Origin of the sequence: Idiomarina sp. 017G, from assembly GCF_004362265.1 — a bacterium.
Lineage (GTDB): Bacteria > Pseudomonadota > Gammaproteobacteria > Enterobacterales > Alteromonadaceae > Idiomarina > Idiomarina loihiensis.
This window is the reverse complement of the sequence record NZ_SNWT01000007.1, coordinates 49,452-73,111: the sequence shown is the minus strand read 5'-3', so window position 1 is coordinate 73,111 and position 23,660 is coordinate 49,452. Positions and strand designations below refer to the sequence as shown.

25 protein-coding genes are annotated in these 23,660 nt (G+C 48.1%); 10 read left to right on the top strand and 15 right to left on the bottom strand.

What is annotated here, in order from left to right:
- Positions 1-3: 3 nt before the first annotated feature.
- From DEU30_RS09885 to DEU30_RS09870, 4 genes are all read right to left on the bottom strand, one after another.
- On the bottom strand, positions 4-435 hold the full coding sequence (locus DEU30_RS09885; RefSeq protein ID WP_011233484.1) for a VOC family protein: 432 nt from the start codon (positions 433-435) through the stop codon (positions 4-6).
- A gap of 21 nt (positions 436-456) precedes the next feature.
- On the bottom strand, positions 457-609 hold the full coding sequence (locus DEU30_RS13595; RefSeq protein WP_011233483.1) for a hypothetical protein: 153 nt from the start codon (positions 607-609) through the stop codon (positions 457-459).
- Between the two features lie 300 nt (positions 610-909).
- Positions 910-2,082: a cystathionine gamma-synthase gene (locus DEU30_RS09875; RefSeq protein ID WP_011233482.1), complete on the bottom strand. Its 1,173-nt coding sequence runs from the start codon at positions 2,080-2,082 to the stop codon at positions 910-912.
- 28 nt (positions 2,083-2,110) lie between these two features.
- Positions 2,111-3,076, bottom strand: a complete 966-nt coding sequence (locus DEU30_RS09870; protein ID WP_011233481.1) for a cysteine synthase family protein — start codon at positions 3,074-3,076, stop codon at positions 2,111-2,113.
- 128 nt (positions 3,077-3,204) lie between these two features.
- Between DEU30_RS09870 and ltaE the strand changes: the two genes are divergently transcribed.
- Positions 3,205-4,251 (top strand): low-specificity L-threonine aldolase, encoded by a 1,047-nt coding sequence (gene ltaE, locus DEU30_RS09865; protein ID WP_114982123.1) that lies wholly within the window; start codon positions 3,205-3,207, stop codon positions 4,249-4,251.
- Positions 4,252-4,317: 66 nt separating this feature from the next.
- Here the strand turns inward: ltaE and DEU30_RS09860 are convergent, their stop codons facing one another.
- The 3 genes from DEU30_RS09860 to DEU30_RS09850 all read right to left on the bottom strand — a co-directional run bounded on the left by DEU30_RS09860 (position 4,318) and on the right by DEU30_RS09850 (position 6,600).
- The gene (locus DEU30_RS09860; protein WP_011233479.1) at positions 4,318-4,656 is read right to left on the bottom strand and encodes a hypothetical protein; all 339 of its coding nucleotides are present in this window, start codon (positions 4,654-4,656) and stop codon (positions 4,318-4,320) included.
- A gap of 29 nt (positions 4,657-4,685) precedes the next feature.
- The gene (locus DEU30_RS09855; RefSeq protein ID WP_016341255.1) at positions 4,686-4,967 is read right to left on the bottom strand and encodes a hypothetical protein; all 282 of its coding nucleotides are present in this window, start codon (positions 4,965-4,967) and stop codon (positions 4,686-4,688) included.
- Positions 4,968-5,052: 85 nt separating this feature from the next.
- Positions 5,053-6,600 (bottom strand): YifB family Mg chelatase-like AAA ATPase, encoded by a 1,548-nt coding sequence (locus tag DEU30_RS09850; RefSeq protein WP_011233478.1) that lies wholly within the window; start codon positions 6,598-6,600, stop codon positions 5,053-5,055.
- A 180-nt stretch (positions 6,601-6,780) separates the two neighbouring features.
- Between DEU30_RS09850 and DEU30_RS09845 the strand changes: the two genes are divergently transcribed.
- The 7 genes from DEU30_RS09845 to DEU30_RS09815 all read left to right on the top strand — a co-directional run bounded on the left by DEU30_RS09845 (position 6,781) and on the right by DEU30_RS09815 (position 11,588).
- Positions 6,781-7,161 carry a hypothetical protein gene (locus DEU30_RS09845; RefSeq protein WP_011233477.1) on the top strand — a complete coding sequence of 127 codons (381 nt, stop codon included), beginning with the start codon at positions 6,781-6,783 and terminating at the stop codon, positions 7,159-7,161.
- 49 nt (positions 7,162-7,210) lie between these two features.
- Positions 7,211-9,295: a protein-disulfide reductase DsbD domain-containing protein gene (locus DEU30_RS09840; RefSeq protein WP_011233476.1), complete on the top strand. Its 2,085-nt coding sequence runs from the start codon at positions 7,211-7,213 to the stop codon at positions 9,293-9,295.
- Entirely contained in the window at positions 9,285-9,809 is a 525-nt protein-coding gene (locus tag DEU30_RS09835; protein WP_011233475.1) for a protein disulfide oxidoreductase, read from the top strand. Before DEU30_RS09840 ends, DEU30_RS09835 begins: the two co-directional genes overlap by 11 nt.
- A gap of 29 nt (positions 9,810-9,838) precedes the next feature.
- Positions 9,839-10,570: a DsbA family protein gene (locus tag DEU30_RS09830; protein WP_011233474.1), complete on the top strand. Its 732-nt coding sequence runs from the start codon at positions 9,839-9,841 to the stop codon at positions 10,568-10,570.
- Positions 10,571-10,666: 96 nt separating this feature from the next.
- Complete coding sequence (locus DEU30_RS09825) at positions 10,667-10,945, top strand: type II toxin-antitoxin system CcdA family antitoxin (protein WP_227016370.1); 279 nt, start codon at positions 10,667-10,669, stop codon at positions 10,943-10,945.
- Positions 10,945-11,262, top strand: coding sequence for a CcdB family protein (locus DEU30_RS09820; RefSeq protein ID WP_034818972.1), 318 nt, complete (start codon positions 10,945-10,947; stop codon positions 11,260-11,262). The genes DEU30_RS09825 and DEU30_RS09820 overlap by 1 nt, the downstream gene beginning before the upstream one ends.
- A 107-nt stretch (positions 11,263-11,369) precedes the next feature.
- Entirely contained in the window at positions 11,370-11,588 is a 219-nt protein-coding gene (locus DEU30_RS09815) for a hypothetical protein (protein ID WP_034818974.1), read from the top strand.
- Between the two features lie 105 nt (positions 11,589-11,693).
- On the opposite strand, the gene DEU30_RS09810 is transcribed toward DEU30_RS09815, so the two are convergent.
- Complete coding sequence (locus DEU30_RS09810) at positions 11,694-12,434, bottom strand: ferredoxin--NADP reductase (protein ID WP_051018720.1); 741 nt, start codon at positions 12,432-12,434, stop codon at positions 11,694-11,696.
- Between the two features lie 9 nt (positions 12,435-12,443).
- Positions 12,444-12,689 carry an accessory factor UbiK family protein gene (locus tag DEU30_RS09805; protein ID WP_011233471.1) on the bottom strand — a complete coding sequence of 82 codons (246 nt, stop codon included), beginning with the start codon at positions 12,687-12,689 and terminating at the stop codon, positions 12,444-12,446.
- A gap of 110 nt (positions 12,690-12,799) precedes the next feature.
- Between DEU30_RS09805 and rep the strand changes: the two genes are divergently transcribed.
- Positions 12,800-14,809, top strand: coding sequence for a DNA helicase Rep (gene rep, locus DEU30_RS09800; RefSeq protein WP_034818978.1), 2,010 nt, complete (start codon positions 12,800-12,802; stop codon positions 14,807-14,809).
- A gap of 7 nt (positions 14,810-14,816) precedes the next feature.
- Here the strand turns inward: rep and DEU30_RS09795 are convergent, their stop codons facing one another.
- Together DEU30_RS09795 and DEU30_RS09790 are read right to left on the bottom strand one after the other, a co-directional pair.
- Positions 14,817-17,417 carry a diguanylate cyclase gene (locus tag DEU30_RS09795; protein ID WP_034818980.1) on the bottom strand — a complete coding sequence of 867 codons (2,601 nt, stop codon included), beginning with the start codon at positions 17,415-17,417 and terminating at the stop codon, positions 14,817-14,819.
- A 221-nt stretch (positions 17,418-17,638) separates the two neighbouring features.
- Positions 17,639-18,064 carry a cytochrome c5 family protein gene (locus DEU30_RS09790; RefSeq protein ID WP_011233468.1) on the bottom strand — a complete coding sequence of 142 codons (426 nt, stop codon included), beginning with the start codon at positions 18,062-18,064 and terminating at the stop codon, positions 17,639-17,641.
- 84 nt (positions 18,065-18,148) lie between these two features.
- On the opposite strand from DEU30_RS09790, the gene dinB reads away from it, so the two are divergent.
- Positions 18,149-19,219 carry a DNA polymerase IV gene (gene dinB, locus DEU30_RS09785; protein ID WP_114982124.1) on the top strand — a complete coding sequence of 357 codons (1,071 nt, stop codon included), beginning with the start codon at positions 18,149-18,151 and terminating at the stop codon, positions 19,217-19,219.
- Between the two features lie 2 nt (positions 19,220-19,221).
- On the opposite strand, the gene DEU30_RS09780 is transcribed toward dinB, so the two are convergent.
- The 4 genes from DEU30_RS09780 to DEU30_RS09765 are packed head-to-tail and all read right to left on the bottom strand — an operon-like array spanning position 19,222 to position 23,652.
- On the bottom strand, positions 19,222-19,650 hold the full coding sequence (locus DEU30_RS09780; RefSeq protein WP_110013008.1) for a DUF4399 domain-containing protein: 429 nt from the start codon (positions 19,648-19,650) through the stop codon (positions 19,222-19,224).
- A 26-nt stretch (positions 19,651-19,676) separates the two neighbouring features.
- Complete coding sequence (locus tag DEU30_RS09775) at positions 19,677-21,569, bottom strand: methyl-accepting chemotaxis protein (RefSeq protein WP_114982125.1); 1,893 nt, start codon at positions 21,567-21,569, stop codon at positions 19,677-19,679.
- 53 nt (positions 21,570-21,622) lie between these two features.
- Positions 21,623-22,993: a potassium transporter TrkG gene (locus DEU30_RS09770; protein WP_011233464.1), complete on the bottom strand. Its 1,371-nt coding sequence runs from the start codon at positions 22,991-22,993 to the stop codon at positions 21,623-21,625.
- Positions 22,990-23,652, bottom strand: coding sequence for a TrkA family potassium uptake protein (locus DEU30_RS09765; protein WP_114982126.1), 663 nt, complete (start codon positions 23,650-23,652; stop codon positions 22,990-22,992). The genes DEU30_RS09770 and DEU30_RS09765 overlap by 4 nt, the downstream gene beginning before the upstream one ends.
- Positions 23,653-23,660 lie beyond the last annotated feature (8 nt).

Here is a 23,660-nt window from a genome sequence, read left to right as displayed (position 1 = left end):
AACTTAGGTTGCGAAGATTTGACTGTCGTCGTTGAAGGTTTTGAATTCTAGCGCGTTACCGCAGTAATCGTAGAAGAACATAGTGCCCTGCTCGCCCGGCTTACCTTTGAAGCGAATGTAGGGTTCTATGACAAACTCAATATCCGCAGCTTTCACACGTTCTGCCAACGCTTCCCAGTCGTCACGTAATAAGACAACGCCAAAATGTGGAACAGGAACCGAATGACCATCAACGCCGCTGTGATTTTTTAAACCGGCAACATTGGGCGCTACATGAGTCACAAACTGGTGACCAAAGAAGTTCCAGTCTATCCATTCGTCACTGCTGCGTCCCTGTGACAGCCCAAGCACATCGCCATAAAACGCACGGGCATTATCGAGTGAGCTGACAGGAATGGCTAAATGAAAGGGTCGTACATTAGTTGTGTCTGACATACTGCTAAATTGCCTTGCTCTTTAGCCACTTAATGGCTGAGCTTTGCCGTTATGTTTTGTGGTGTACTGGTTTGCGGCGAACGACGCCACATTCTGACACCAATAGCGAACACAAGAAGCGCCCAGTTTACCGGTGGAATGAAACCGGCGGTTAATACCGCTAACAAATTCCATAGTGGTTTTTTCTGATGCTGGCCCACTAAAGTATAAAACAATAGAGCGGCTACGAGTCCTTGGAGTACCATGAGGCTCAATAGCATAAGTCTTTCCTTTTCGTTATTTAAAAAACGTCTTTGCGTTTCTGTTTTTTGTTCTAAATCAGCTTTTACTCGCAAGTAATTACTGATAGATAAAGACTACTCAATTATGACTAAACTGTAAAACTTTGTATAAGTCTATGAAATTAAAAGTAAAAAACCGACCAAAAGGCCGGTTTTACATATTAAATATTGAATTTTTAATCGTTAATAGCGATTAAAATGCATTAAGCGCGTTGTCTAAGTCGGCTTTAAGATCATCCAGATCTTCAATACCAACAGACACCCGCACGAAGTTATCCAGAATGCCTAACTTCTCACGATTCTCTTTTGGAACCGATGCGTGAGTCATAATAGCCGGGTGCTCAATCAGCGATTCAACGCCGCCCAGGCTTTCCGCCAGAGCAAACACTTCTACCGACTCCAGGAATTTGCGCGCCGCTTCTAAATCACCTTTCAGTAAAATAGAAATCATGCCGCCAAAGCCCTGCATCTGCTTTTTAGCCAACTCGTGCTGAGGATGGCTTTCAAGTCCCGGGTAAATGACTTTTTCCACTTTCGGGTGTTGCTCAAGCCACTTAGCTAATTCCATTGCCGCTTCGTTGTGATGACGCATACGCAATGCCAACGTCTTCACGCCGCGCAGTGCCAGGTATGAGTCAAACGGACCGGCAATAGCACCTGCTGAGTTCTGTAAGAACAGCATACGCTCAACCAGGTCGTCATTGTCGCCCACAACAGCAATACCGCCGACCATATCAGAGTGACCATTGAGGTATTTGGTTGCCGAATGCATAACCATGTCTGCGCCCATCTCCAGCGGACGCTGGTTAAACGGCGTAGCGAAGGTGTTGTCCACCACCACAATAATGTCCGGGTTCTTTTTCTTCGCCAGTTTAACGATGGCTTCAATGTCGACCAGTTTCAGCATCGGGTTGCTTGGCGTCTCGACCCAAATCATGCGGGTGTTGTCCTGAATGCTGGCTTCCACTGCGCTTAAGTCAGCTAAGTCGACATAAGAGAATTTCAGGCCAGCAGAGCGTCCGCGCACTTTATCGAATAAGCGGAAGCTACCGCCGTATAAATCGTCCATAGCAACGATGTGATCGCCGCTGTCCAGCAGTTCAAGAATGGTCGAGGTTGCTGCCATGCCAGACGCAAAAGCCAGCCCTTGCTTGCCACCTTCCAGCGATGCAACCGAACGTTCCCAGGCAAAACGCGTGGGGTTGTGTGAGCGTGAATACTCAAAACCTTTGTGTTGGCCCGGGCTTTCCTGAGCATAGGTAGAGCTGGTAAAAATAGGAGGCATTACCGCACCGGTAACAGGCTCCGGAGACTGCCCGCCGTGAATGGCGCGCGTCGCGAATTTCATCGTTTTTTCATTTGCCATGATTCGGTTCCTTAATTTACAACAAGTATTACAGCAGGTTTTGCTCACGCATCCAGTCGTCGTTGAACAGCTTGGACAAGTAACGGTTACCCGTATCACAAGCTAGCGTCACAACGCGTTTTGGCTCGGTTTGTTGTTGGCAATAACGCAGCGCTGCTGCAATTAAAGTTCCGCTTGATGAACCGACCATAACGCCTTCTTTTTCCAGTACTTTACGCGCGGTTTGCATGCCTTCCTTATCAGAAATGGCAAATGCAGTATTGGCTAATTTAATATCACAAATGGTCGGGATAAAATCTTCACCAATGCCTTCGGCCAACCAGCTACCAGCTTCCACTTCTTCGTTACGGTTAACCAATGGTTCTAAAATAGAGCCTGCCGGATCAGCCAATACTAAGTCGATATCGCTTTTTTGTTCGCGTAAATAACGGCCAACACCGGTTAAGGTTCCGCCAGAGCCAACACCACAAACGAACGCATCCAGTTTACCTTCCATTTGTTCCCAAATTTCCGGACCTGTGGTTTTGTAGTGAGCATCGACGTTTGCCGGATTCTCAAACTGGTTAACATAGTAATAACCGTTCTCTTCCGCCATGCGCGCTGCCATATCCTGATAATACTCAGGGTGGCCTTTTTGTACGTCGGAGCGCGTCTGTACCACTTCGGCACCCATAGCGCGCAGGTTGTTTACTTTCTCCTGGCTCATTTTGTCCGGCATAACAATTTTCAGCGGATAACCTTTGCTCGCCGCCACTAACGCCAGACCCAGCCCGGTATTACCGGCAGTCGCTTCAATAATGGTATCGCCCGGCTTTAATTTGCCTTGCTTTTCAGCCTGTTCAACCATTTCCACCGCAATACGGTCTTTAATTGAGCCGCCCGGGTTCTGCAGCTCGAGTTTTAAATACAGCTCGCACGGGCCGGTGTCCATATTGGTAACGCGCACCATTGGCGTGTTGCCGACCATTTCCATTACATTATTAAAAACTTTCATATTGGCTCGCTTTGTTGTCGAGTGTCTGGTTCAATATTAGGCCATTATCCCTTGACTGAGCTCGCTAAACAACCTTGCGCTTAGAACCGGATGATAGTTGTTATAACTAACCCCAAAATGAGGCTGTTATGCTGGATTTACGCAGTGATACCGTAACCCTTCCCAGCGCTGCAATGCGCACTGCAATCGCCGAGGCTACCGTCGGCGATGATGTCTATGGTGAAGACCCGTCAATTAACGCACTGGAAAAGCGGGTGGCAGAGTTGCTGGGTAAAGAAGATGCTTTGCTGTGCAGCTCGGGTACCCAAAGTAACTTGCTGGGGTTAATGAGCCACTGTCGTAACGGCGAAGAGTACATTGTCGGTCAGGAGTATCACACATACCGCTACGAAGCCGGAGGCGCTGCAGTTTTAGGCAGCATAGTGCCACAGACGGTAGAAGTAGAAGCCGATGGCACCTTGTCGCTTGAAACTATTGAAAAGCGTATAAAACCCAACGACCCGCACTTTCCCATTACCCGCTTGCTGGCCTTTGAAAATACCCACGGCGGGCAGTTAATAGACCAGGCCTATTTTGATAAAGCCCGTATTCTGGCCGATCAAAATGGTTTGTCGATGCATTTAGACGGCGCGCGCTTGCCCAACGCCGTTGTTGCCAGCGGCCGCAGCATGGCGGAACTCGCCGCGCCTTTCGACAGCGTGTCTCTATGTTGTTCAAAAGGTCTTGGTGCGCCTATTGGTTCACTGCTGGCAGGCTCAAAAGAATTAATTGCCCACGCTCGACGTTGGCGCAAAATGGTCGGCGGCGGTATGCGTCAGGCCGGGTTTGTTGCCGTAGCCATTGATTACGCGTTAACGCATCAGTTTGAGCGTATACAGCAGGACCACGACAACGCGAAATGGTTGTTTGAACAACTTTCTGAGTTGCTGGCAGGTACCGAAGCCAAAGTCCGCTATTCCGGTACCAACATGACCTTTGTCGAGCTATCGGACAGTTTACCGGCGGACAGCTTGCGGGAACTGATGACTGAGAATGATATTAAACTGCCCAGCGGCCAAAAGCTGCGGTTGGTATGCCATCTGGATGTCAGCCGTGAACAGCTGGAACGTTTTGTCGAATTGTTCAAACAGTGGCTTAGTAGCCTGACGTTCACGTCAGGTGGGGTGTCAAGCTAACCACCAATGGTAATTCTTACCTCTTGGTATAAACGGGCAAATCGCACCTGACGCAATAGCGTCAGGCTACCCTTCTTCGGCTTCTTTATCTTCTGGGCCCTTGATTTCCATGACCTGAGCTCTTTGCTTCAGAACTTTCTTTTCCGATGCCACAAATCGCTTCAGGAGTTGCCTAATTAGCGGTTGGTATCCCAAGTTATAATGCTCTGCGATGGTCTTCAAATCGTCGATGAGCTCTTCTTCCATACGAATAGATATAGGCCGCAGTCGCACAGACTGATTGATTGCATCTTCAATTGCCTGGTCAAATCCCACACGTTCTACATAAGCTTCTTCTTGACCTAATTCACCACTATCCCATTTTTCATCTTGCTCAACCGCTTCTCTGATATCTTCTTTTTTCATACGACTCTCCAATTCATGCCGGGATATTTTTAGCTTCCATACTTTTCATAGATTTTTTGCTCTAACGAATTAGCTTCATAAGCAGTCTTTATATAGATAACTCCGTTAGAATGAATGAAGCAAACTTTTAGCTTTACCCCGTTATCTGTCTCGGATACAAACCATTGAGTAGGTGGAATGGTGCCATGCTTCTCTCTTTGATCTTTCAAGAAGCCACCTTGTCTATTTGCAAAAGCCTCTCTGATCATGCTTTCTGAGACGTTATGCTTGTTCTTTAGTTTTTCCCTAACTTTATCGCTAATTTCCAGCACAACTCCTCCATTGAATTGTAGCGTAATACATCTGTATATACAAAAGGCTCATAAATAAATTGGGACCGAACCTGATGCGGCAGCATCATAAGCTCTGCACCTGCTCGATAAGCCGATCCAACGCACGATAATTCAATGCCTCTGCCAGATGCTGTTGTTCTATTTTTTTGCTGTCGGCTAAATCGGCAATGGTTCGGGCTAAACGAAGTGTTCGGTGATAGGCCCGATGCGACAATTTCATTTTCTCGGCCGCTTTTGCCAAAAAAGCTTCGCTTTGTTCAGACAAAAAACATATCTGCTTTAACACTTTTGGTTTTAACTCGCTGTTTAAGCAACCTTGTCGCATTAGTTGGCGATGCCGAGCTTTCTCGACTAAGCTTTTTGCTTGTAATGAGGTCATGGGCTGAGTCTTGTGCTTAGTTGCCCCCTTTAAACTCATAGACTCGCTCTCTCGGGGCACCATCACCTGTATATCAATACGATCTAACAGCGGTCCTGAGAGTTTACTTAAGTATTTTAAGATTTGATCCGGGGTAGAACGGCAGTTAGCTAAGGAGCCATCGAATTGACCGCAGGGCGAAGGGTTCAGCGCGCAAACCAGCTGAAAGTTAGCCGGGAATTTGACGTTGTATCCTGCACGACTAATGGTAATTTCACCGCTTCCGAGTGGTTCACGTAAGCAGTCCAATACATGTCGACTGAACTCGGGCATCTCATCTAAAAACAATAACCCGTTGTTTGCTAAGGATATTTCTCCCGGACGAACAGAATTACCCGCTCCACCTCCCACAAGCGCAGCGGCTGTACAGGTATGGTGCGGATTTCGCAGCTCGCGCCGTGTTAACGCCTCCGCATGATGGTAATCAAAAGACACCGACTTCACCGCAGCAATTTCCATGGCTTCCTGCTCGGTCAGTGGAGGTAATATGCCATTAAGCCGTTGCGCAAGCATGGTTTTTCCCGTACCTGGCGGCCCGACGAACAACAAGTGGTGCTTACCGGCCGCCGACAACAACAAAGCTCGTTTTGCCTGCTCCTGCCCAACCACGTCGGCTAAGTCGCCATCATGGTTCGATGATTCCTTTGCCCAATTTATCGGCTTTGATTCCCTCAGTGGCTGGTGATCGTGCAAATGTTCATAAACACTGACCAAATCGGCCGACAACCAGCTCTTTTGTTCACGTACTAACCCGGCTTCCTGCTCGTTAGCAATAGGCACAAACGCCTGCCGCTTTTTATTACGACACGCCAATAAGGCTGGGATTAAACCATTCACAGCCCGCAACTCGCCGGTTAACGCCAGCTCACCATAGAATTCTGCTTGCTCTAAAATACTGTCCGGTATTTGTCCCGAAGCCGCCAATATCCCCACCGCTATGGCCAAATCATAACGCGCCCCGGTTTTGGGGATATCCGCTGGCGCCAAATTCACTGTAATACGCGTGGCTGGCGGGTATTCAAATCCCGCGTTCATCAAGGCGGTTTTGACCCGATCACGAGCCTCCTTAACCGTGGTTGCCGGCATGCCGACCATAGTAAAGCCTGGCATTCCCCTTGCCAGATCCACTTCAACCCGAATTTCCGGCGCATGAATACCTATCAATGCCCGGGTATAAACTCGCGCTAACGCCATCTGTCTCTCCGTGACTAAACAACGGCGTAACTATAAGCCTTGGGGAAATTCCTGTCTGTAAGCTAAACACTTCAAGCAACGACCGATATCATTCCTTCTCTCACTTGCTTTTATACCCACTTCTGTCATCATCTTGCCTTAATTAAGAGTAAACCGAATAACCAAGGGTCACCAAAAGCCATGTTCCACCAACTGAATCAACAGTGTCGAAAAGGTCGGTATATAGCACCATTGCTATTCCTGGTTTTTATGCTGTGTTGGGGACAAAACTTTGGTTGGCTGGAAGGCTGTCCTAAGCATCAGGCTGCACCCGCGGCTGAACAGCTTGTAGGAAGCCATGCGGACCTGGAAGCAAAACACGAAGGCGCCGAAGCCGACTGCGACAAGACAACGCACTTATTGCAACAATTCAAGTCAGACATAACCTACGCGGCACTGTCTTTCTTTGTTCTTCTGACTTTGGCGCTGAAAGCCACTGTGAACAAGCAATTAGCGCCTCCCCTCTTTTTCTTTTCCTGTAAAAGGCGACCCCACGCCGTATTTTGTTGCTTTCTGGAGTAAGGCTTCCAACAGGTTTTTACCTTTGGAATACTAACTTCAGGAGTAATGTATGAATAAAATTTTACCGTTATGGCTCGTATCGCTTATTGCTGCGCTGCTGATTTACAGCGCGCAAAGCCTAGCAGAAACGCCGTCTACCGGTTGGCTGAGTCATGAAGATCATCCACCGGTGTCGGTGAAGCTAGAACTGACCGGCCACTATGAAGCTGAGCGCAACCTACTACCCGCCCTGCTGCATGTTGAGCTGGATGAAGGCTGGAAAACCTACTGGCGTTCACCCGGCGAAGGCGGCATACCGCCAACCTTTGACTGGGCTAAATCAGCCAATATTAACGATATTGAGTGGCACTGGCCGGTGCCCTCGCGCTACAGCATTCAGGGTATTGATACCGTTGGGTATCAGGGATCGTTGACCTTTCCGTTAATGGTACAACTAAGCCCCGATGCCCGGCAGGCAAACATTAGCGGTACACTGACTATGTCGTCCTGTACCACCGTTTGTGTGTTAACGGACTACCCAATTGACTTGCACGTTGATCTGGACACCCTGACCGTCGACAGTGATCGCGCGTTTGCCTTTAATCAGGCCACGGGCAAGGTGCCTCGCGAATACGACAGCAATAACGTGAAGCAGGCTATTTGGTCCGACGCCAACCAGCGCGTTCAATTGACCATAGAGCGTGACAGTGGCTGGCAAAACCCACAGCTGTTTATACACAGCAACGACGAGACTTTGGCCGACGCAGAGTTTTCATCACCAGATATTCAGGTGGAAAGCAATTCGCTCACGGCGAATGTTGACGTTAGTCACTGGCTGGATCTGCCGGACCTAAACGGCGCTGAACTTATAGCGACAGTCAGTGATGAAAAGTTTGCCGCTGAATATAAGATTCAGCTAACCGCAGGCACTATTGCTAATAACGCACCGCCGCTGTGGGCCATTTTACTTATGGCATTAGCTGGTGGGCTTATTTTGAACATTATGCCTTGCGTGTTGCCGGTACTGGGTTTGAAAGTTCAGAGCCTGATGCTGTCAGGAGTACAAGAACCGAAGGTCGTGCGTAAGCAGTTTTTCGCGTCGTCATTAGGTATTATCAGCTCGTTTCTGGTCATTGCCCTGGGGCTTATGGCGCTTCGCTGGTCAGGCGGTTCTGTCGGCTGGGGTATTCAATTTCAGAACCCTTACTTTATTGCCGCACTCGTGGCTATTACCTGGCTGTTCGCACTGAACTTAATGGGCGCCTTTGAGTTTAAATTGCCGTCTTCTTTGAGTACCAGTGCCGCAACCGCCGGCGATGACAGCTACAAAGGGCACTTCCTGCAAGGCATGCTGGCCACCGTTTTGGCAACACCTTGTACAGCGCCTTTTTTAGGCACCGCAGTGGCCTTTGCATTAGCTGCTGAGTCATCGGTTATTCTGCTGATTTTTGCCGCGCTTGGGGTTGGTATGGCGCTACCCTGGTTACTTATAGCCGTGTTCCCGAGAACCGCAAAATTACTGCCCAAACCCGGTCGCTGGATGCAGTGGGTGAAACCCGTTTTCGCCATTATGATGCTGGCAACCACGGTCTGGCTGACAACCTTGCTGAAAAACTTTATCGGCAACGAGTTATTCCTGGCGCTAACCGTCGGTTTATCGGTTCTGACATTGGTGATTATTGGTAAAGTGCATGGCCGTAAGGCGCTGTTTTTATCCATTGGTGGCTTTCTGGTATTAGCTGCCGTTGTCGGTACGACGTTAATTCTTACCGCAGACCGTTGGGTCAACAAACTACCGCAGGACCACCAATGGCAGCCACTAACCCAGCAACGTATTGATGAAGCCGTTGCCAATGGCCAAACCGTGTTTGTGGATGTGACCGCAGACTGGTGTGTGACCTGCCAGGCCAATAAAGTCGGCGTATTACTGCAAGACCCGGTATTTACAGCCTTAGGTAAGGAGCACGTCACCCGCCTGCGCGGCGACTGGACCAAAGCCAACGAGAGCATTACCCAATACTTAAAGGCAAACAATACCTTTGGTGTGCCCTTTAACAAAGTTTACGGACCCGGCGCTCCGGACGGTATAACCCTGCCCGTAGTACTCAGTAAAGATAAAGTTATGGACGCGCTGGAGGATGCTCGTGAGCAATAGCAAAGTGAAGCCGTCATGGGCAAAGCGGCTACGAACCGCAGCGCTTTATATTGTGCTGTTCTCGGTCGTCGCTTTCGTAGTCGATGCCTTTCGTAATAGTGACGTGCCGGAGTCTGTTCCGCCGGAGCTGTCGTCACTAACGGACATAAACGGCGAGCAATATAACTTACGCGAGATGAGTAAGGTCAGCCCGGTTGTGCTGTATTTCTGGGCAACCTGGTGCCCTGTTTGCCCGGCGGTATCGCCTACGGTTGATTACGTTGGCAACCACTACCCGACCATTAGCGTGGCACTGCGCTCTGGCGACAACCACAAGCTGACGCGCTACGCGCAGGCGAAAGGGTATGAGTTCCCTATTGTTAACGACAACCTCAACCGCGTCTCAAATGGCTGGCAGGTATCTGCCACGCCAACCATCATCATTATTGAAAACGGTGACATTGTTTCGGCGACAACCGGAGTCACAACACCTCCCGGTTTGTTTATTCGTCTTTGGTTTCACCAGTTTTTTTGAAGTAACTCATTTTTAAGTAGGAAAGTTGTATGAATTTTATCTATAAAACGTTTTTCGTTGTTGCTTTTATCTTTAGCAGCAACGTATTTTCGCAAGATTTAAACCCACAACAAGAAGAAGATTTAGAGAAAGTAGAACAGCTGTTACGTGAAAATCCGGAGCTTATTCCAAACATTCACCGAGGCTTACAGCGCTTTTTAGAACAGCAAAGTGAGCAGAAAAACGCCTTTGCTAACCATCAGGAATGGCTGTATCAGTCGGCGGCACATCCAATTTTAGGTGACCAAGACGCGCCACATAAAATCATTGTGTTTACCGACTACAACTGTCCGTTTTGCAAGAAGTTAGAGCCTGGCCTTCATAAACTGATTGAGGAATACCCGTCTATTCAGGTTGTGAACATTTTTGTGCCATTGCGCCAACAGCAGGTTGATGGGCTCAAAACCAACTCAGCTCTTTATGGGCTAAACCTTTGGCGCAATGACCCTAAGGCATTCTTTGAAGCTCACAACTTAATGATGAAAAAGTCGGGCATGCACACCGCTGATTCACTGCAAAGTGTTGCGCAAGTCACGAGTACCGAGGCCTTTTTGTCACCGTCCGGCGAGAGCGAGGCGGTTATCCGCAAAAATATGTCGGCGTTTCGCGATTTAGGCTTTCGCGGCACACCGACTATTATCATTGGTCAGCAGGTAATGCCTGGTTACATCCCTTATGACAAGCTGGAAGAAATAGCGACAACACAGTTCAATCTGAATTAATCAGTGTTCATCACCAGCCTGATATGAAGCCTCAAGGATAAAGGGTTAACCATCTGAAGTTAACTCTGCTATAATCCATGCGCATAGTTGATGCGCATGGATTACGAATTTTTAATAACAGGTGATAAAATGGCTGCTTACACAACTGCTTCTCCTGCAAAGAAGCCGACAAATGTCAGTATTAACGCTGAACTTCTGGCAAAAGCAAAATCGCTTGATATCAATTTATCGGCGACACTTGAGTCTGCATTGAAGGAACAAATTCGTTTAAAAGAACAAGCGCATTGGCTGAAGGAAAACTCTGACGCAATGGAAGCGTATAATCAATTTGTAGAGCGCAACGGAACATTCAGCGACAGCGTGCGAAAATTCTAATGAGTCAATTCGCCGTCTACGCCAATAACAATACAGCGACACGCACAACCTACCCCTATCTTATTGATGTGCAGAGTGACCTGCTGTCAGCCTTAGCGACAACCTTAGTGATACCTTTGATACCCGCTCCGCTGGCTGAATCCTTCCAACTCACCAAGCTGAACCCGGATGTTACCGTTGAGGGAAAGACATTCGCATTGATGACACAAGATATGGCCAGTATTTCAAGAACTCAGCTTACTCACGTGGTCGACGACTTATCCCACGACAGAGATAGAATCACCGCAGCTATCGACCTGCTATTTTTTGGAATATAACGATAGTGACAAGTTTCCAGGTTTGACGAATAAATTGAGAGCTATAATTTGATAATACTTCCAAAGCACACTAGCATTTATGCCTGCACTTTTATAAGAGAACCATCATGGGAACAAAAATTCAGTTTCGTATTGATGAACAAACAAAGCGCTTAGCGCCGCAGAAGGCAGTAGAGCGTCGAAAACAGCTATCGCAGGAAAACTGGCTTACAGAACAAGTCAATCAGGCATTCCAGAAATTAGAGTCTGGCCAGTTCGCATTCACTGATAACGAGCAGGCAAAAAGCCGATTGGAGAAATTTAAAGCCCAATTTCGTAGGAGCTAGCCTTAAGGCGTTGCTAAATCAGGCTATAGAGATAATGAAGAAAGTGAACTAGTGGCGATTAAGTTTGCCGCCCCAAACACCTTGAAAACGTTTCAAATATAACCATTACCAGTAGTTTTCAGACGTAACATTACCAGGCTTACGCCGAGTGTTTTTAGCAAGCCCCAATTCAGCTAGCGCGGCGCGTGACTCTTTTATCATGTCGGGGTTACCACAAAGCATCACCTGCGCGCTGGTATTCAGCGGTGTGTCGAGTGCATCACTTAATTGACCAGAGCTGATCAGTTCAGGAATACGTGCAGAGAAAGCACCCGGAATGTTTTCACGAGTAATCACCGGCTGGTAGCCCAGTTGCCCGGGGTATTCTTGTTGCCACTGCTCTATTTGCCCCTGATAAACCAGGTCTTCTGCCACACGAACACCGTGCACCAGATTAATCCGTTTAAATCGTTCCCACGGCTTTTCGGTTCTTAGCATAGAAATGAACGGACCAATGCCGGTTCCGGTAGAAAGCATCCACAAGCTGTCGCCGTCCGGCACTTCGTCCAGCGTGAAAAAACCACCAGCGGGCTGGGTAATATCCACGTTATCGCCGGGCTGCAGCTTGGCTAACTTAGTACTGAGCTCGCCGTCTTCCACTTCGGCTATGACAAAATCCAGTATGGCTTCGCCCGGTGCGCTGGCCAGCGAGTAGGCGCGCAACAGTTGCTCGCCCCCCACATTCAGACCTAGACGGACGAACTGCCCGGCCTTAAAATCAAACGGCTCAGCCACAACTCTTAAACTGAAAACGCCAGAACTCCAACGGTAATTCTCGACAACTTTCCCACTAATCCATTGGATCATACGTCTGACTTAGTCCTTGTTCTGGTTCTTGGTCGCTTCCAGCTCTTTTTCTAACAGTTCAACACGCTCACGTAAGCGCAGTAACATTTGCTGCTGTACGTCCAGCTCTTCGCGGGTGACTAAGTCCAGCTTAGATAGCTGTGACTGCAGGGTTTGTTTAACGCGCTGTTCCATATTGCCGGCCAGTTCTTTGACGCCGGCAGGCATGCTGTCGTTAATTTGGCGAGCAATATTCTCTATTGTTTTGTTGTCCATAAGTCTCTCTTTGTGTAAATCGTTGCTTATGCGTTTAGCTTAGCAGGAGATTCAGGTAAAATCCGAGCTTCTTATCAGCTTTTTCACGAATCAGGAACTCCGCGGCGCCCATGCTGAACGATCGCCAGAACCAGGCTGTACATTACATCCAGGGCCCTTTATTGGTGCTTGCCGGCGCCGGTAGTGGCAAAACCCGGGTAATAACGGAGAAAATTGCGTACCTGATCCGCCAGCAAATTTACACTGCCCGGCAAATTGGTGCAGTAACTTTTACCAATAAAGCCGCCAAAGAAATGAAAGAGCGTATAGCGCAAACTCTGCCGAAAGCGCAGCTGCGCGGTTTAACCGTGTGCACCTTTCATACTCTGGGGCTGAATATTATTCGTCGGGAACTCAGCACCCTGGGGTTTAAGCCCGGCTTTTCATTATTTGACGACCAGGACACCTACGCCCTGCTTAACGCCCTGACTGAAGATGTATTTGAGGGCGACAAAGCGCTGATTCAAGCCTGTCAGCACCAGATAGGCCACTGGAAAAACGCCATGCTGTCGCCGGAGTTGGCTCTACAAAAAGCCGGGAACGATCAGGAAAAGGCCTTTGCTCAGGTTTATCAGCAATACCAGAATAACCTGAGCGCCTGTAATGCCGTGGACTTTGATGACTTGATCCGCCTGCCGACCCAGTTACTGGCAACCAACGAGAACGCCCGCGCACGCTGGCAGAAAAAGTTTCAGTATTTATTGGTGGACGAATATCAGGACACCAACACCAGCCAGTACCAACTGGTCAAGTTACTGGTGGGCGAACGCGCTCGCTTTACCGTGGTGGGCGACGACGATCAGTCCATTTATTCATGGCGTGGTGCGCAGCCTAAAAACCTGGCCTTGTTGAAGCAGGACTTCCCACAGCTGGACGTGGTGAAGCTGGAGCAGAATTACAGGTCGCACGGGCGTATTCTGAAAGCCGCCAATATTCTCATTGAGAACAACCCGCACGTATTTGAGAAAAAGCTGTTCTCAGAAATGCAGTACGGCGAGCCGATAAGCGTTATTTTTGGTCGTAACGAAGAGCATGAAGCAGAGCGTGTGGTTGCCGAAATTGTAAAACAACGGTTCCTTCGCAAAACGCCGTATCACCACTTTGCGATTTTGTACCGGGGTAATCACCAGTCGCGTCTGTTTGAAAAAGCCCTGATGAACAACCGCATTCCGTACAAAATTACCGGTGGTCAGTCGTTCTTTGCCCGCGCGGAAGTCAAAGACATTATGGCGTACCTGCGGCTGCTGGTGAACCCTACCGACGACACCGCTTTTCTGCGCATTATTAATACCCCGCGGCGCGGCATTGGCCCGCAGACCGTTGAGCGTATTGGCCGTTTGTCGCAGGAGTTAGGCTGTAGTTTATTTGAAGCCTGTCAGTCGCCCCATTTAAAAACGCAGCTTAGCACCGGTGTGTTTCAGCATGTGGACGTGTTCCGCAACATGATAGATACCCTGGCCCGCCGAGCCGATCATCAGGAAGACGCCAGTGACGCAGTAAAACAACTGCTAAGCGAAATTGGCTACGAAGACTGGTTGTTTGAGCAAAGCCCCAGCGCGAAAGCCGCCGAAATGCGGATTAAAAACGTGTACGAACTGCACCGCTGGGTATCGGACATGCTAAAAGGCGACGCCGAACATGAACCCATGGAATTGAATCAGGTGGTCAGCCGCTTGTCACTGCGCGATATGATGTCCCGTAACGAAGACGACGAGCAGTTTGAACAGGTGCAGCTAATGACCTTGCACGCTTCTAAAGGTCTGGAGTTTCCACAAGTATTTTTAGTGGGCATGGAAGAGGGTCTATTGCCACACCAAAGCAGTATTGATGAAAATAACATTGAAGAGGAACGCCGTCTGGCTTACGTCGGCATTACCCGCGCCCAGCATAAGTTAGTCTTTACTATGGCTAAGGAGCGCCGCCAGTTTGGAGAAAAAACGGAGCCACAACCCAGCCGCTTTTTGCTGGAGTTACCGCAGGACGATTTAGAATGGGAACATCGCAAGCAAAAATCTGACGAGGAACGTGAAGAGCAACGAAGTCAGGGTCTGGAAATGTTGAAGAACGCTCTGAAAAAGTAGCGCACAACTAAGCTGATACGAAAGAGGTGTCGTCGTCTTTGGCTACAGTGCCTTCATAGTTTTCGTCAATGAAGCTGCCCTGCCCCATCATAACACCTTGCTTTTCCACATCATTTTTTTGCGTTTCAGTTTCCAGTCCATCGGCATAAACAGCAATATCGAGCTCATGACACAAGGTCACAATGTGCTTTAACATGGCCTGCGCCCTGTTATTGCTGCTCAAACGAGCAATATAATGGTGGTCCAGCTTAAGTATGGTAAACGGAAAGTTATACAAGAACTGAAGCGGCCCGGAGCCACTGCCAAAATTGTCTATAACCAGCTTAAAGCCAAATTCGGAAAGCCGTCTTAAACTGGCCAGTACCCGGCGGCCGTCTCTGACCAGGTCGGTTTCATCAAATTCCAGTGCGATGTTCTCTGGTTTAACACCGCTTTCAGTCACAATATTCACCAGCTCATTCAGGTGACTGGTTTTCAATAAATGCCGCACAGATAAATTCAGGTGCAGCATAGTTTCAGCACTGACACTATTTTCAACAAGCCACTGGCTGGCTGCCCGTAAAGCAAAGCGGTCAAGCTTCACAATAAGGCCAGTGCGCTCGGCCAGAGGTAACAACTCTTCACTTTTAAAGCTGTAGCGCGGGTCTTCCCACACCAATTTAGCTTCTACAGCTTTGACCTCGCCTGTTGTTAAATTCACTATTGGCTGAAAACTGACAGCGAAATCTTTCTCAACTTTCGCATGGCGCAGCGCCGTTTCTTTACGAACACTGTCCACTAAGTTTTCATGCATGCTGTCATCAAATAATACGTAGCGCCCGCGCCCCATACCTTTAGCCTGGTACATGGCGGCATCTGCGTCGCGTAACAGCCGTTCAGCCGAATCGGTCTCTTCCAGACACTCGGCAATACCGATACTGGCGCCGGAGTAATGCTCTTGTCCGTTCAGATGGAAAGGTTCACTCATTTGCTGGATCATGCGCTTGGCAACGTCTTTAGCGTCATCAATACTGGTAATGGTATCCAGCAGAATAACGAATTCATCACCGCCTAAACGCGCCACCATGTCGTTGTCACGTACGCAGTCACCAATACGCTTGCTGACTTCCAGCAAGAACTCATCGCCGGCAGAGTGCCCAAGCGTGTCGTTTATATTTTTAAAGCGGTCCAGGTCAACAAATAGCACCGCAAAATGGTGCTCAGGGTGCCGTCGTTTATGTGCCACGGCCTGCTGCAAACGTTCATTGAACAATATGCGGTTAGGTAAGCCGGTCAGGTTATCGTGGTGCGCTGCGTGGAATAAGCTGGATTCGGTTTTTTTCCGTCGTTCTATTTCGGACACCAGCTCTTCGGTACGCTCCGCCACTTTCTTTTCAAGGAACTGGTTTACTCGCTGAATTTCTTCCGCTGAGCGTTTTCTGTCAATGGCCACGGCAACGTGCTGCGAAACAAAGTTCAGTAGTTCTAAATCATCACTATGGTATAAGAAGTCACCGTCGTAGGTCTGGACCGCAATAACCCCAAACACCTGCCCGTTCATCATTAAGGGGCTACCGAGCCATTGCTTAGCCAGCTTCATACCACCATAGCCCAGCTCTATCTCGTTTTTCTTCAGAAGTTTTTGACGTACAGGGGCGTCGATAAAGGCCGGTTCACGCATTTTAATAACGTATTCGGTTAAACCTTTACCGGCTCGTCGGCGTTCGGCTTTAGCGCCTGTTTCATCCACATGGTAGGGAAAATGTATAAACTTTTTATCGTCTGATAAAAGCGCGACAAAGAAGTTGTCGGCATGAATCAATTTACCGATTTGCCTGTGCAACTGCCGATAAAAGGCGTTCATATCGTCAGAGGTATTGGTCAGCTCGGAAATAGCAAAGAGCACCGAGGTTTGCTGCTCAGCCCTTTCACGAATGGTAATCTCGCTCATTAAGCTTTCATTCGCATGGCGTAGTTCAGCTGTCTGGTGCTCTATTTCGCTTTGCATTAAGTCGCGCTGCTTTAAACGCTCGAGCGCATTCACCACGTGTTGCGATACAAAGGTAAGCAAATCTTCATCTGAGGCGTCATAACGAACGTCAGCGCTGTAGCTCTGCACCACCATAACACCTATGGTCACGTCACCACGTTTTAACGGAACACCTAACCAGTCCTGATGTTCTGCCCCTAAGCCTTCTATTTCGGCGTTATCAATTAAGCGTTGGTACACTTCCGGCGGGCAAAGCAAAGACTGGCCTTTTCGCAAAACATAACCCGTTAAGCCTTTCTTCAATTGCTCTATAGGAATGCGTTCAAATAAGGTGTCCTGATCAATTTCATCGACAAAATAAACAAAATCGACCAGCTCTTCCTGAGGTTCGTAAAGGCAAATATAAAAATTACGGGCGTACATCAGCTCGCCGATAATTTCGTGCAGAGACTGATAAAAGTTGTCCATTTCGCGCGCAGAAGCCGCCAGTTCCGATATTCGGAACAGCGCTTTTTGTACGACTTCAGCAGACCGATACTTTTGGGTCAACCCCTTTAGTCGGGCGATGACTTTGTGCAAGCGTTCATTTTCAGTTTTTATATTCTGAAGCTGTTCCTCGCTATGCGTACGGTCTGTCATTCAGGTTCACCCTTAGACACTGACACTCCTTGCCGCGAAATACATTTTGTTAACACTTGTTGCGTTTAGTAACAGTCGTACAGTATAGACCTGTGTCAAAAAATAGAAAAGATCTGGTTAAAAATTAATTAGCGAAGGAAGTTAAGAGAGCGAATTAACGTCGATTGACACAAAAAAGACCACCGGGTGGTGGCCTTTTGTTACTGAAGATGCAAATAAAACTAAATTTCTTCAGTCATGTAATTTATTGCAGCTTGAATTTCTTCTTCTGAGCAGTCGCTACAGGTTCCTTTAGGCGGCATGGCATTAAAACCTTCAACTGCGTGCTTCAATACCGTTTCCATGCCCTGGTCTAAACGTGGTTGCCAGTCGGCAGCGTTGTTTCTTTTTGGAGCTCCCATAACACCACTGGTATGGCAGGCTGTGCAGTACTTATCATAAACTTGCTGGCCTGAACGCGGTCCACTGCTTTCTTCAGCAGCACTGCTTTCACCAGCCACATAATGTTTTCCCAAAGGCTTAATACGCTCTGCAATCGCTTCACGTGACATATCATCCTGCACTGATGCCGCACTAATACTCAGCGCAAACAGCATTGAAATAGTGCCTAAAACGCTCTTAACGAAAAATGAATTCATAGCTTTCACTGGTTTCTCCTACAAATGGCTGGTGTTCTTGCACGCCCAGTTAGTGGATGCGATTATAACCACAAATGTGCAAAGGATAAACACTTGGCTGAAATTGCTCGCAAAATAGCTTTGCTGGATTTGGATGCGTTCTTTGCTTCGGCTGAAGAATTGCGCGATCCAAGCCTGAAAACACGCCCTTTTGCTGTCGGTGGCGGCGGTGAACGAGGGGTCGTTGCAACGGCAAATTATCTGGCCCGTCAGTTTGGCGTTAAAAGCGCGATGCCGGGTAGTCATGCCCGCCGTTTGTGCCCGCAATTAACCTTTATAAGACCTGACGGCAACTACTACCGCGAACTGTCCAATAAGGTTCTGGATATTCTGCATGAACTCACACCCCGCATTGAACCTGCTTCTATTGACGAGTTTTATCTGGACTTAACTCATTTGGAAGGCTTTAAAGGCAGCGCGACTTTGGCCATGGACTTTGTTCGAGAACAAATTAAAACGCTGGGGATAACCGGCTCTGCCGGCATTTCAAACCAGAAAATGGTAGCCAAAATTGCCAGCGAAGAGCGCAAACCCGATGGTCAGTTTGTGGTTCGCCCGGCAGAAGTTCTCGACTACATTGCGGCATTAAACCTCAAGCAAATTCCCGGTGTCGGACCTAAAAGTCAGCAAGTGCTCACTAACTATGGACTCACCACAGGAAAAGACATCCAGAATATCGAACTGCAGCAATTACAGACCATTCTTGGTGATAAAGCCGGGTATGTACTATTTGAGCGCTGCCATGGGCGGGATCGCCGCGAAGTTGTTACAGAGCGCATTCGCAAAAGTGTCGGGGTTGAACAAACCCTGGCAACGGATATGCGACTGGAATCGACAGCTCAGGCTTATGTTCAGGACAATTTATTACCGAAACTGCGTCAACGAATGAAAATTACTCACTGGCGTGAGCAGCCCATTCGTAGCCAGACACTAAAGCTGAAGTTCTCGGACTTCACACAAACAACGGTCTCCCGTAGTGCCCAGTTTATTTCACCCAGCCTGTTTTATCAGTTATTAGATGAAGCCTGGCAGCGTGGAAAAGGGAAAGGGGTAAGGCTGTTGGGGATCAGTGCAACATTGCCTGACCCCAACGAGCAATTACAACTCGAACTCGAGCTGGATTAGTCTTATTTCACTGTAATAGTGATTTTTTCTGATACCACGGCCGGGTTATGCGGTACGTGGTTCTTATCGCCTAAGATAATTTGTAGCGTATGTTCACCCGGCTCTAAAGTCACGGTAGTTTCTGTCTGGCCACCACCGAAATGGGTCACGTCACCGCCCATAGGCTTGTCCATAGCTGGCAGTTCGTCTTTATCGACCAACAAGTGGTGATGTCCGGTATTCTTCACATCGACACCTGCCGGCGCTACGCCCATACCGCTTAAGCCAAACTTGACTTTAAAGGTTTTACCAACCACTTCCCCGTTTTGCGGAGAAATAATATAAGCCTGTGCTTGCTCTGATGCTTCTGTACGTTCTACTGCCTGAGCTGTTGTTGCCAGAACAGGTCCACCAAGTAGTGCTATGGCGCCAATCATCCATGCTTTGTTCATAGGTTTGCTCCAATAGTTGATTTCGATCAATTCAGTTTAAACTGTGTTACCAATTGTTCCAAGCGTTCAAATGCCGTATTCAGCTCACGGCAAGCTCGCTTAGTATTATTTAGATTGTCTACGCTCTGATCGTTCATACTGCTTATATCCATAATGTCACGATCGAGCGTTTGGATCACTGAAGTCTGTTGTTCGGTTGCTGACGCGACTGAATGATTCACGTCGTCGATGGTAACAATAATGGCGTTAATTTCAGACATGTGCTCAGCAGACTCTTCCGCGCTTAACACACAGGCACTGCTTATTTCCTGACTTTCCTGAATAACCTGAACAACACTGCGTGTTCCGGCTCTGACCCGCTCTATCATGGTTTCAATTTCACCCGCCGACGACGAAGTACGCTGAGCCAGGCTGCGCACTTCATCCGCTACGACCGCAAAACCACGACCGGCTTCCCCTGCTCGTGCCGCTTCTATAGCCGCATTTAGAGCCAGCAAGTTGGTTTGCTCAGTTATGCCTTTAATAACTTCAATGATCTTGCCAATGTTCTGGGTGTCTTCATCCAGGGTATGAATTGCCTGGCTGGAGGCATCCATACGTTCCGACAAGTGCTGAATTTGCTGGCGGTTATGTTGCAAAGAGTCTCTCGCTGATGACGCTTTTTCGGTACCTGAACTTGCCTGTTCAGAGGCTTTTGCAGCATTTTCGGCAATTTCATGAGCACTCGCGCCCAGTTCATTCACCGCCGTTGCAACAGAACTGGCTTTTCCGGCCTGTTCGCTGCCAATGTCCATTGAATCGTCACTCGCTTTAACCATGCTGCGAATGTTGCCTTCCACTTGTTGTGCGGCCGCATTCACTTCCAGCAAGGCTTGCTGGATTTTCTCAATAAACTCGTTCATACGGCGTGAAACAAGGCCAAACTCATCGTCCGACTCAACCGGCAGCCGCTGCGTTAAATCGCCCTCGCCGCGGGCCATATCGGTTACGGCCTCATTTAAACGACGCAAAGGTTTCAGTAATAAGCGCAATAACCAGGTTAATGACACCACTACTGCCACAATGCCAATAATCAGGTAAACAATAGCGGTCCAGGCAAAGGAGGAAACGTTGCTGTAGGCCTGTTCGCGGTCAATAACCACTCCCAGATACCATTCAACTCCCTGAATACCTTTTATTTTATGGAATGACACGAGGCGGTCCGCTCCATCAATACGGTATTCGGAAAAATCAGAACTAAAAGCAACTGACTGACCAGCGTAATCGTTCACAGATTTTTCAATCCAGTCTTTGTTGGGGTGTGCCAGAATATTTCGATCACCGCTAACTAAGAAGGCATAACCCAGACCCATAAAATCGATGTCGTTAACAATGTTAGAAATCTCATCCAGCATCATATCGCCACCGGCAACTCCCACCAGCCGGCCATCGCGACGCATGGGTACCACCGCAGTAATGGTCAATTCATTGGTTGTGACATCTATATAAGGCGCGGTATAGGTTGGCTGCCCTTCATCAACCGCCAGCTGGTACCAGGGACGGCTGCGGGCATCGTAATCGTCCGGCAGGTCGATGCTGGGATCATCGAGCAGAAAAGTACCGTCGAGCAAACCGTAATACACATTTTTGAACTTACCGGCGGCTTTGGACTGTTGAACCCGCTCTAAAGCACGGTCTGTGGAATCATCAACACGGTAAGCATCGGCGGTTGCCTGAACAATGCTCATGCGATCATCAAACCACTGCGAAATATTGTTTGATACTGAGTCAGACAAAGCCTGCATTTGATGCTGTAAATTACTGCGGGTTTGATTCGACATCTGCAAAAAGTTGGTCAGCGTGAAGACACCCAGCACAAGCACCAGTATCAACGACGCAACAATAATGACCTTTTGCGTGAACTTTAATTTCTTCAGCATCTTGAGAGTTTCTCTTGTTATTGTTCTTATAGGCTCATTCGTTTGTCAGCAGATTATCCCACTTGAATATCGGTTTCCGGAAAGCGTATATGCCGTTTTCTTGGTGTCGCCAAAAAATAGGCCAACGTTAATGGCCCAACCCGCCCCGCGAACATTAAAAACACCAGAACTAACTGACTTGCCCCGGTCACTTCTGCAGTAATTCCCCGCGATAACCCGACCGTCGCCGAAGCCGACAAAACTTCAAAGGTTATATCTATAAACGGCAGCGGATTCAAAATCATTAGGATAAAGATTCCGAGGAACATCAAAGTAAGGGTAACCAAAGTGACCGCAAGAGCTTTCATAACCAGCTCCTGAGGTACCGTGCGGTTCAACAAAGTGACATACTCTCGACGGCGGAGAAAAGCATAAGTGGCGACCAGTAAGACAATAAAAGTCCCCAGCTTGATGCCTCCGGCCGTACTCATTGAGCCGCCGCCAATTAGCATCAGCAACATAGTATAAACTGCGCTGGCTTCTGTCATTGCCCCGGTATCAACCGTATTAAAACCTGCGGAGCGAGGCGTAGTAGCCTGAAACCAGGCTGCCATCGCCTGGTCACCAAAGCTTAAATTGGCAAAGGTGGCCGGGTTATTCATTTCCAGCAGCCAGATAATAGCAACGGATAAAACATTAATAATTAATGTCGCCCACAAAATAGCGCGGGTATAAACCGAGAACTTATACCAACGGCGCTTTTCGTATATGTTGGTAATAACCGAAAAGCCCAAGCCGCCAATGACAAATAAAATACTGATAATAAGATTAACCGGAATGCTGTCGGCGTAATCCACAATTCCGTTGGGCGACAGCACAAAGCCTGCGCTGTTAAAAGCGGATATGGCGTAAAATATACTTTCAGCAAAGGCATCGACGAAACCTTTTTCCTGCCACCAGGTTATTGTCAGACCAACCACCGCTATAGCCTCAACAATCAGTGCCAACGATACCACCGCTTTTGCCGTACGCCCAATGCTGGCAAGACTGGTTTGCTGCATAGCCTCTTTTGCCAGTACCTGATGCTGAATCCCGACATGGCCGCCTATCGAAATAGCAGCCAATACCGCAAATGTCATGAAGCCTAACCCGCCCGCCTGAATCAACAGAGCCAAAACGCTCATTCCAAACGGTGTATAAGTAGCCCCCGTATCGACAACGACCAGCCCAGTCACGGTAACGGCAGAGGTCGCCGTAAATAAGCTTTCCAGCCAGGTTATTGGTTGCTCAGTTGAGAAGGGTAACTTTAGTAACAAAGTACCTAATAAAATCAGACAGGCAAAGCCACCGGAAAGAATAACCGGAGGGCTGGCTTTAAAAGCTCTACGCCTTTTACGCCCGGGACGACGATACAACCAGGCTATTGAAGGAGCCCACTGTTTCATGAAGGTTCTTTTAGTTTAGGAGCAACAGATTTTAACGCTTTCAAACTGCCGGCCATCACCAAGGTTTCGTTACCCTCAAGCGTCATTGATAAAGAGGGAGTCACAGTCACCTCATCGCGACGCTTTATTAACAATACATGAAAAAACTCACTTTCGTCCGGCATAATGTCTTCGAGAGTTTTTCCTTTTAAATACTCACCAATACTAATTTCCACACAGAACCAGTTATGACCCAACGACATATACTCGTTCACCATAGGATAATTCAGCGACTGCGCTACCCTTATTCCCATTTCTTCTTCCGGGTGAATAATACGCTTTACACCCAGTTTCGATAAAATTTGATGGTGGGATTTAGAGGTCGCTTTGGCCCAAATTTCTTTCACACCAATAGTTTTAAGGTGTAGAACACACAATAAACTGGCTTGCAGATCTTCCCCAATAGCAACCAGAACCACCTCGCAGTTAGTTAAGTCGAGTTCTTCCAATGCTTTTTCATCAGTCACATCGGCAATGGCAGAATGCGTTAACACATCTGCCATTGCTTCAACGGCTTTTTCGTCTGAATCAACGCCTATGACACGATGTCCGAGATCGAGCAGTTCTTTTGAAGTTCGGGCACCAAAACGCCCCAACCCTATGACACCAAATTCTGCCATGTCAGACT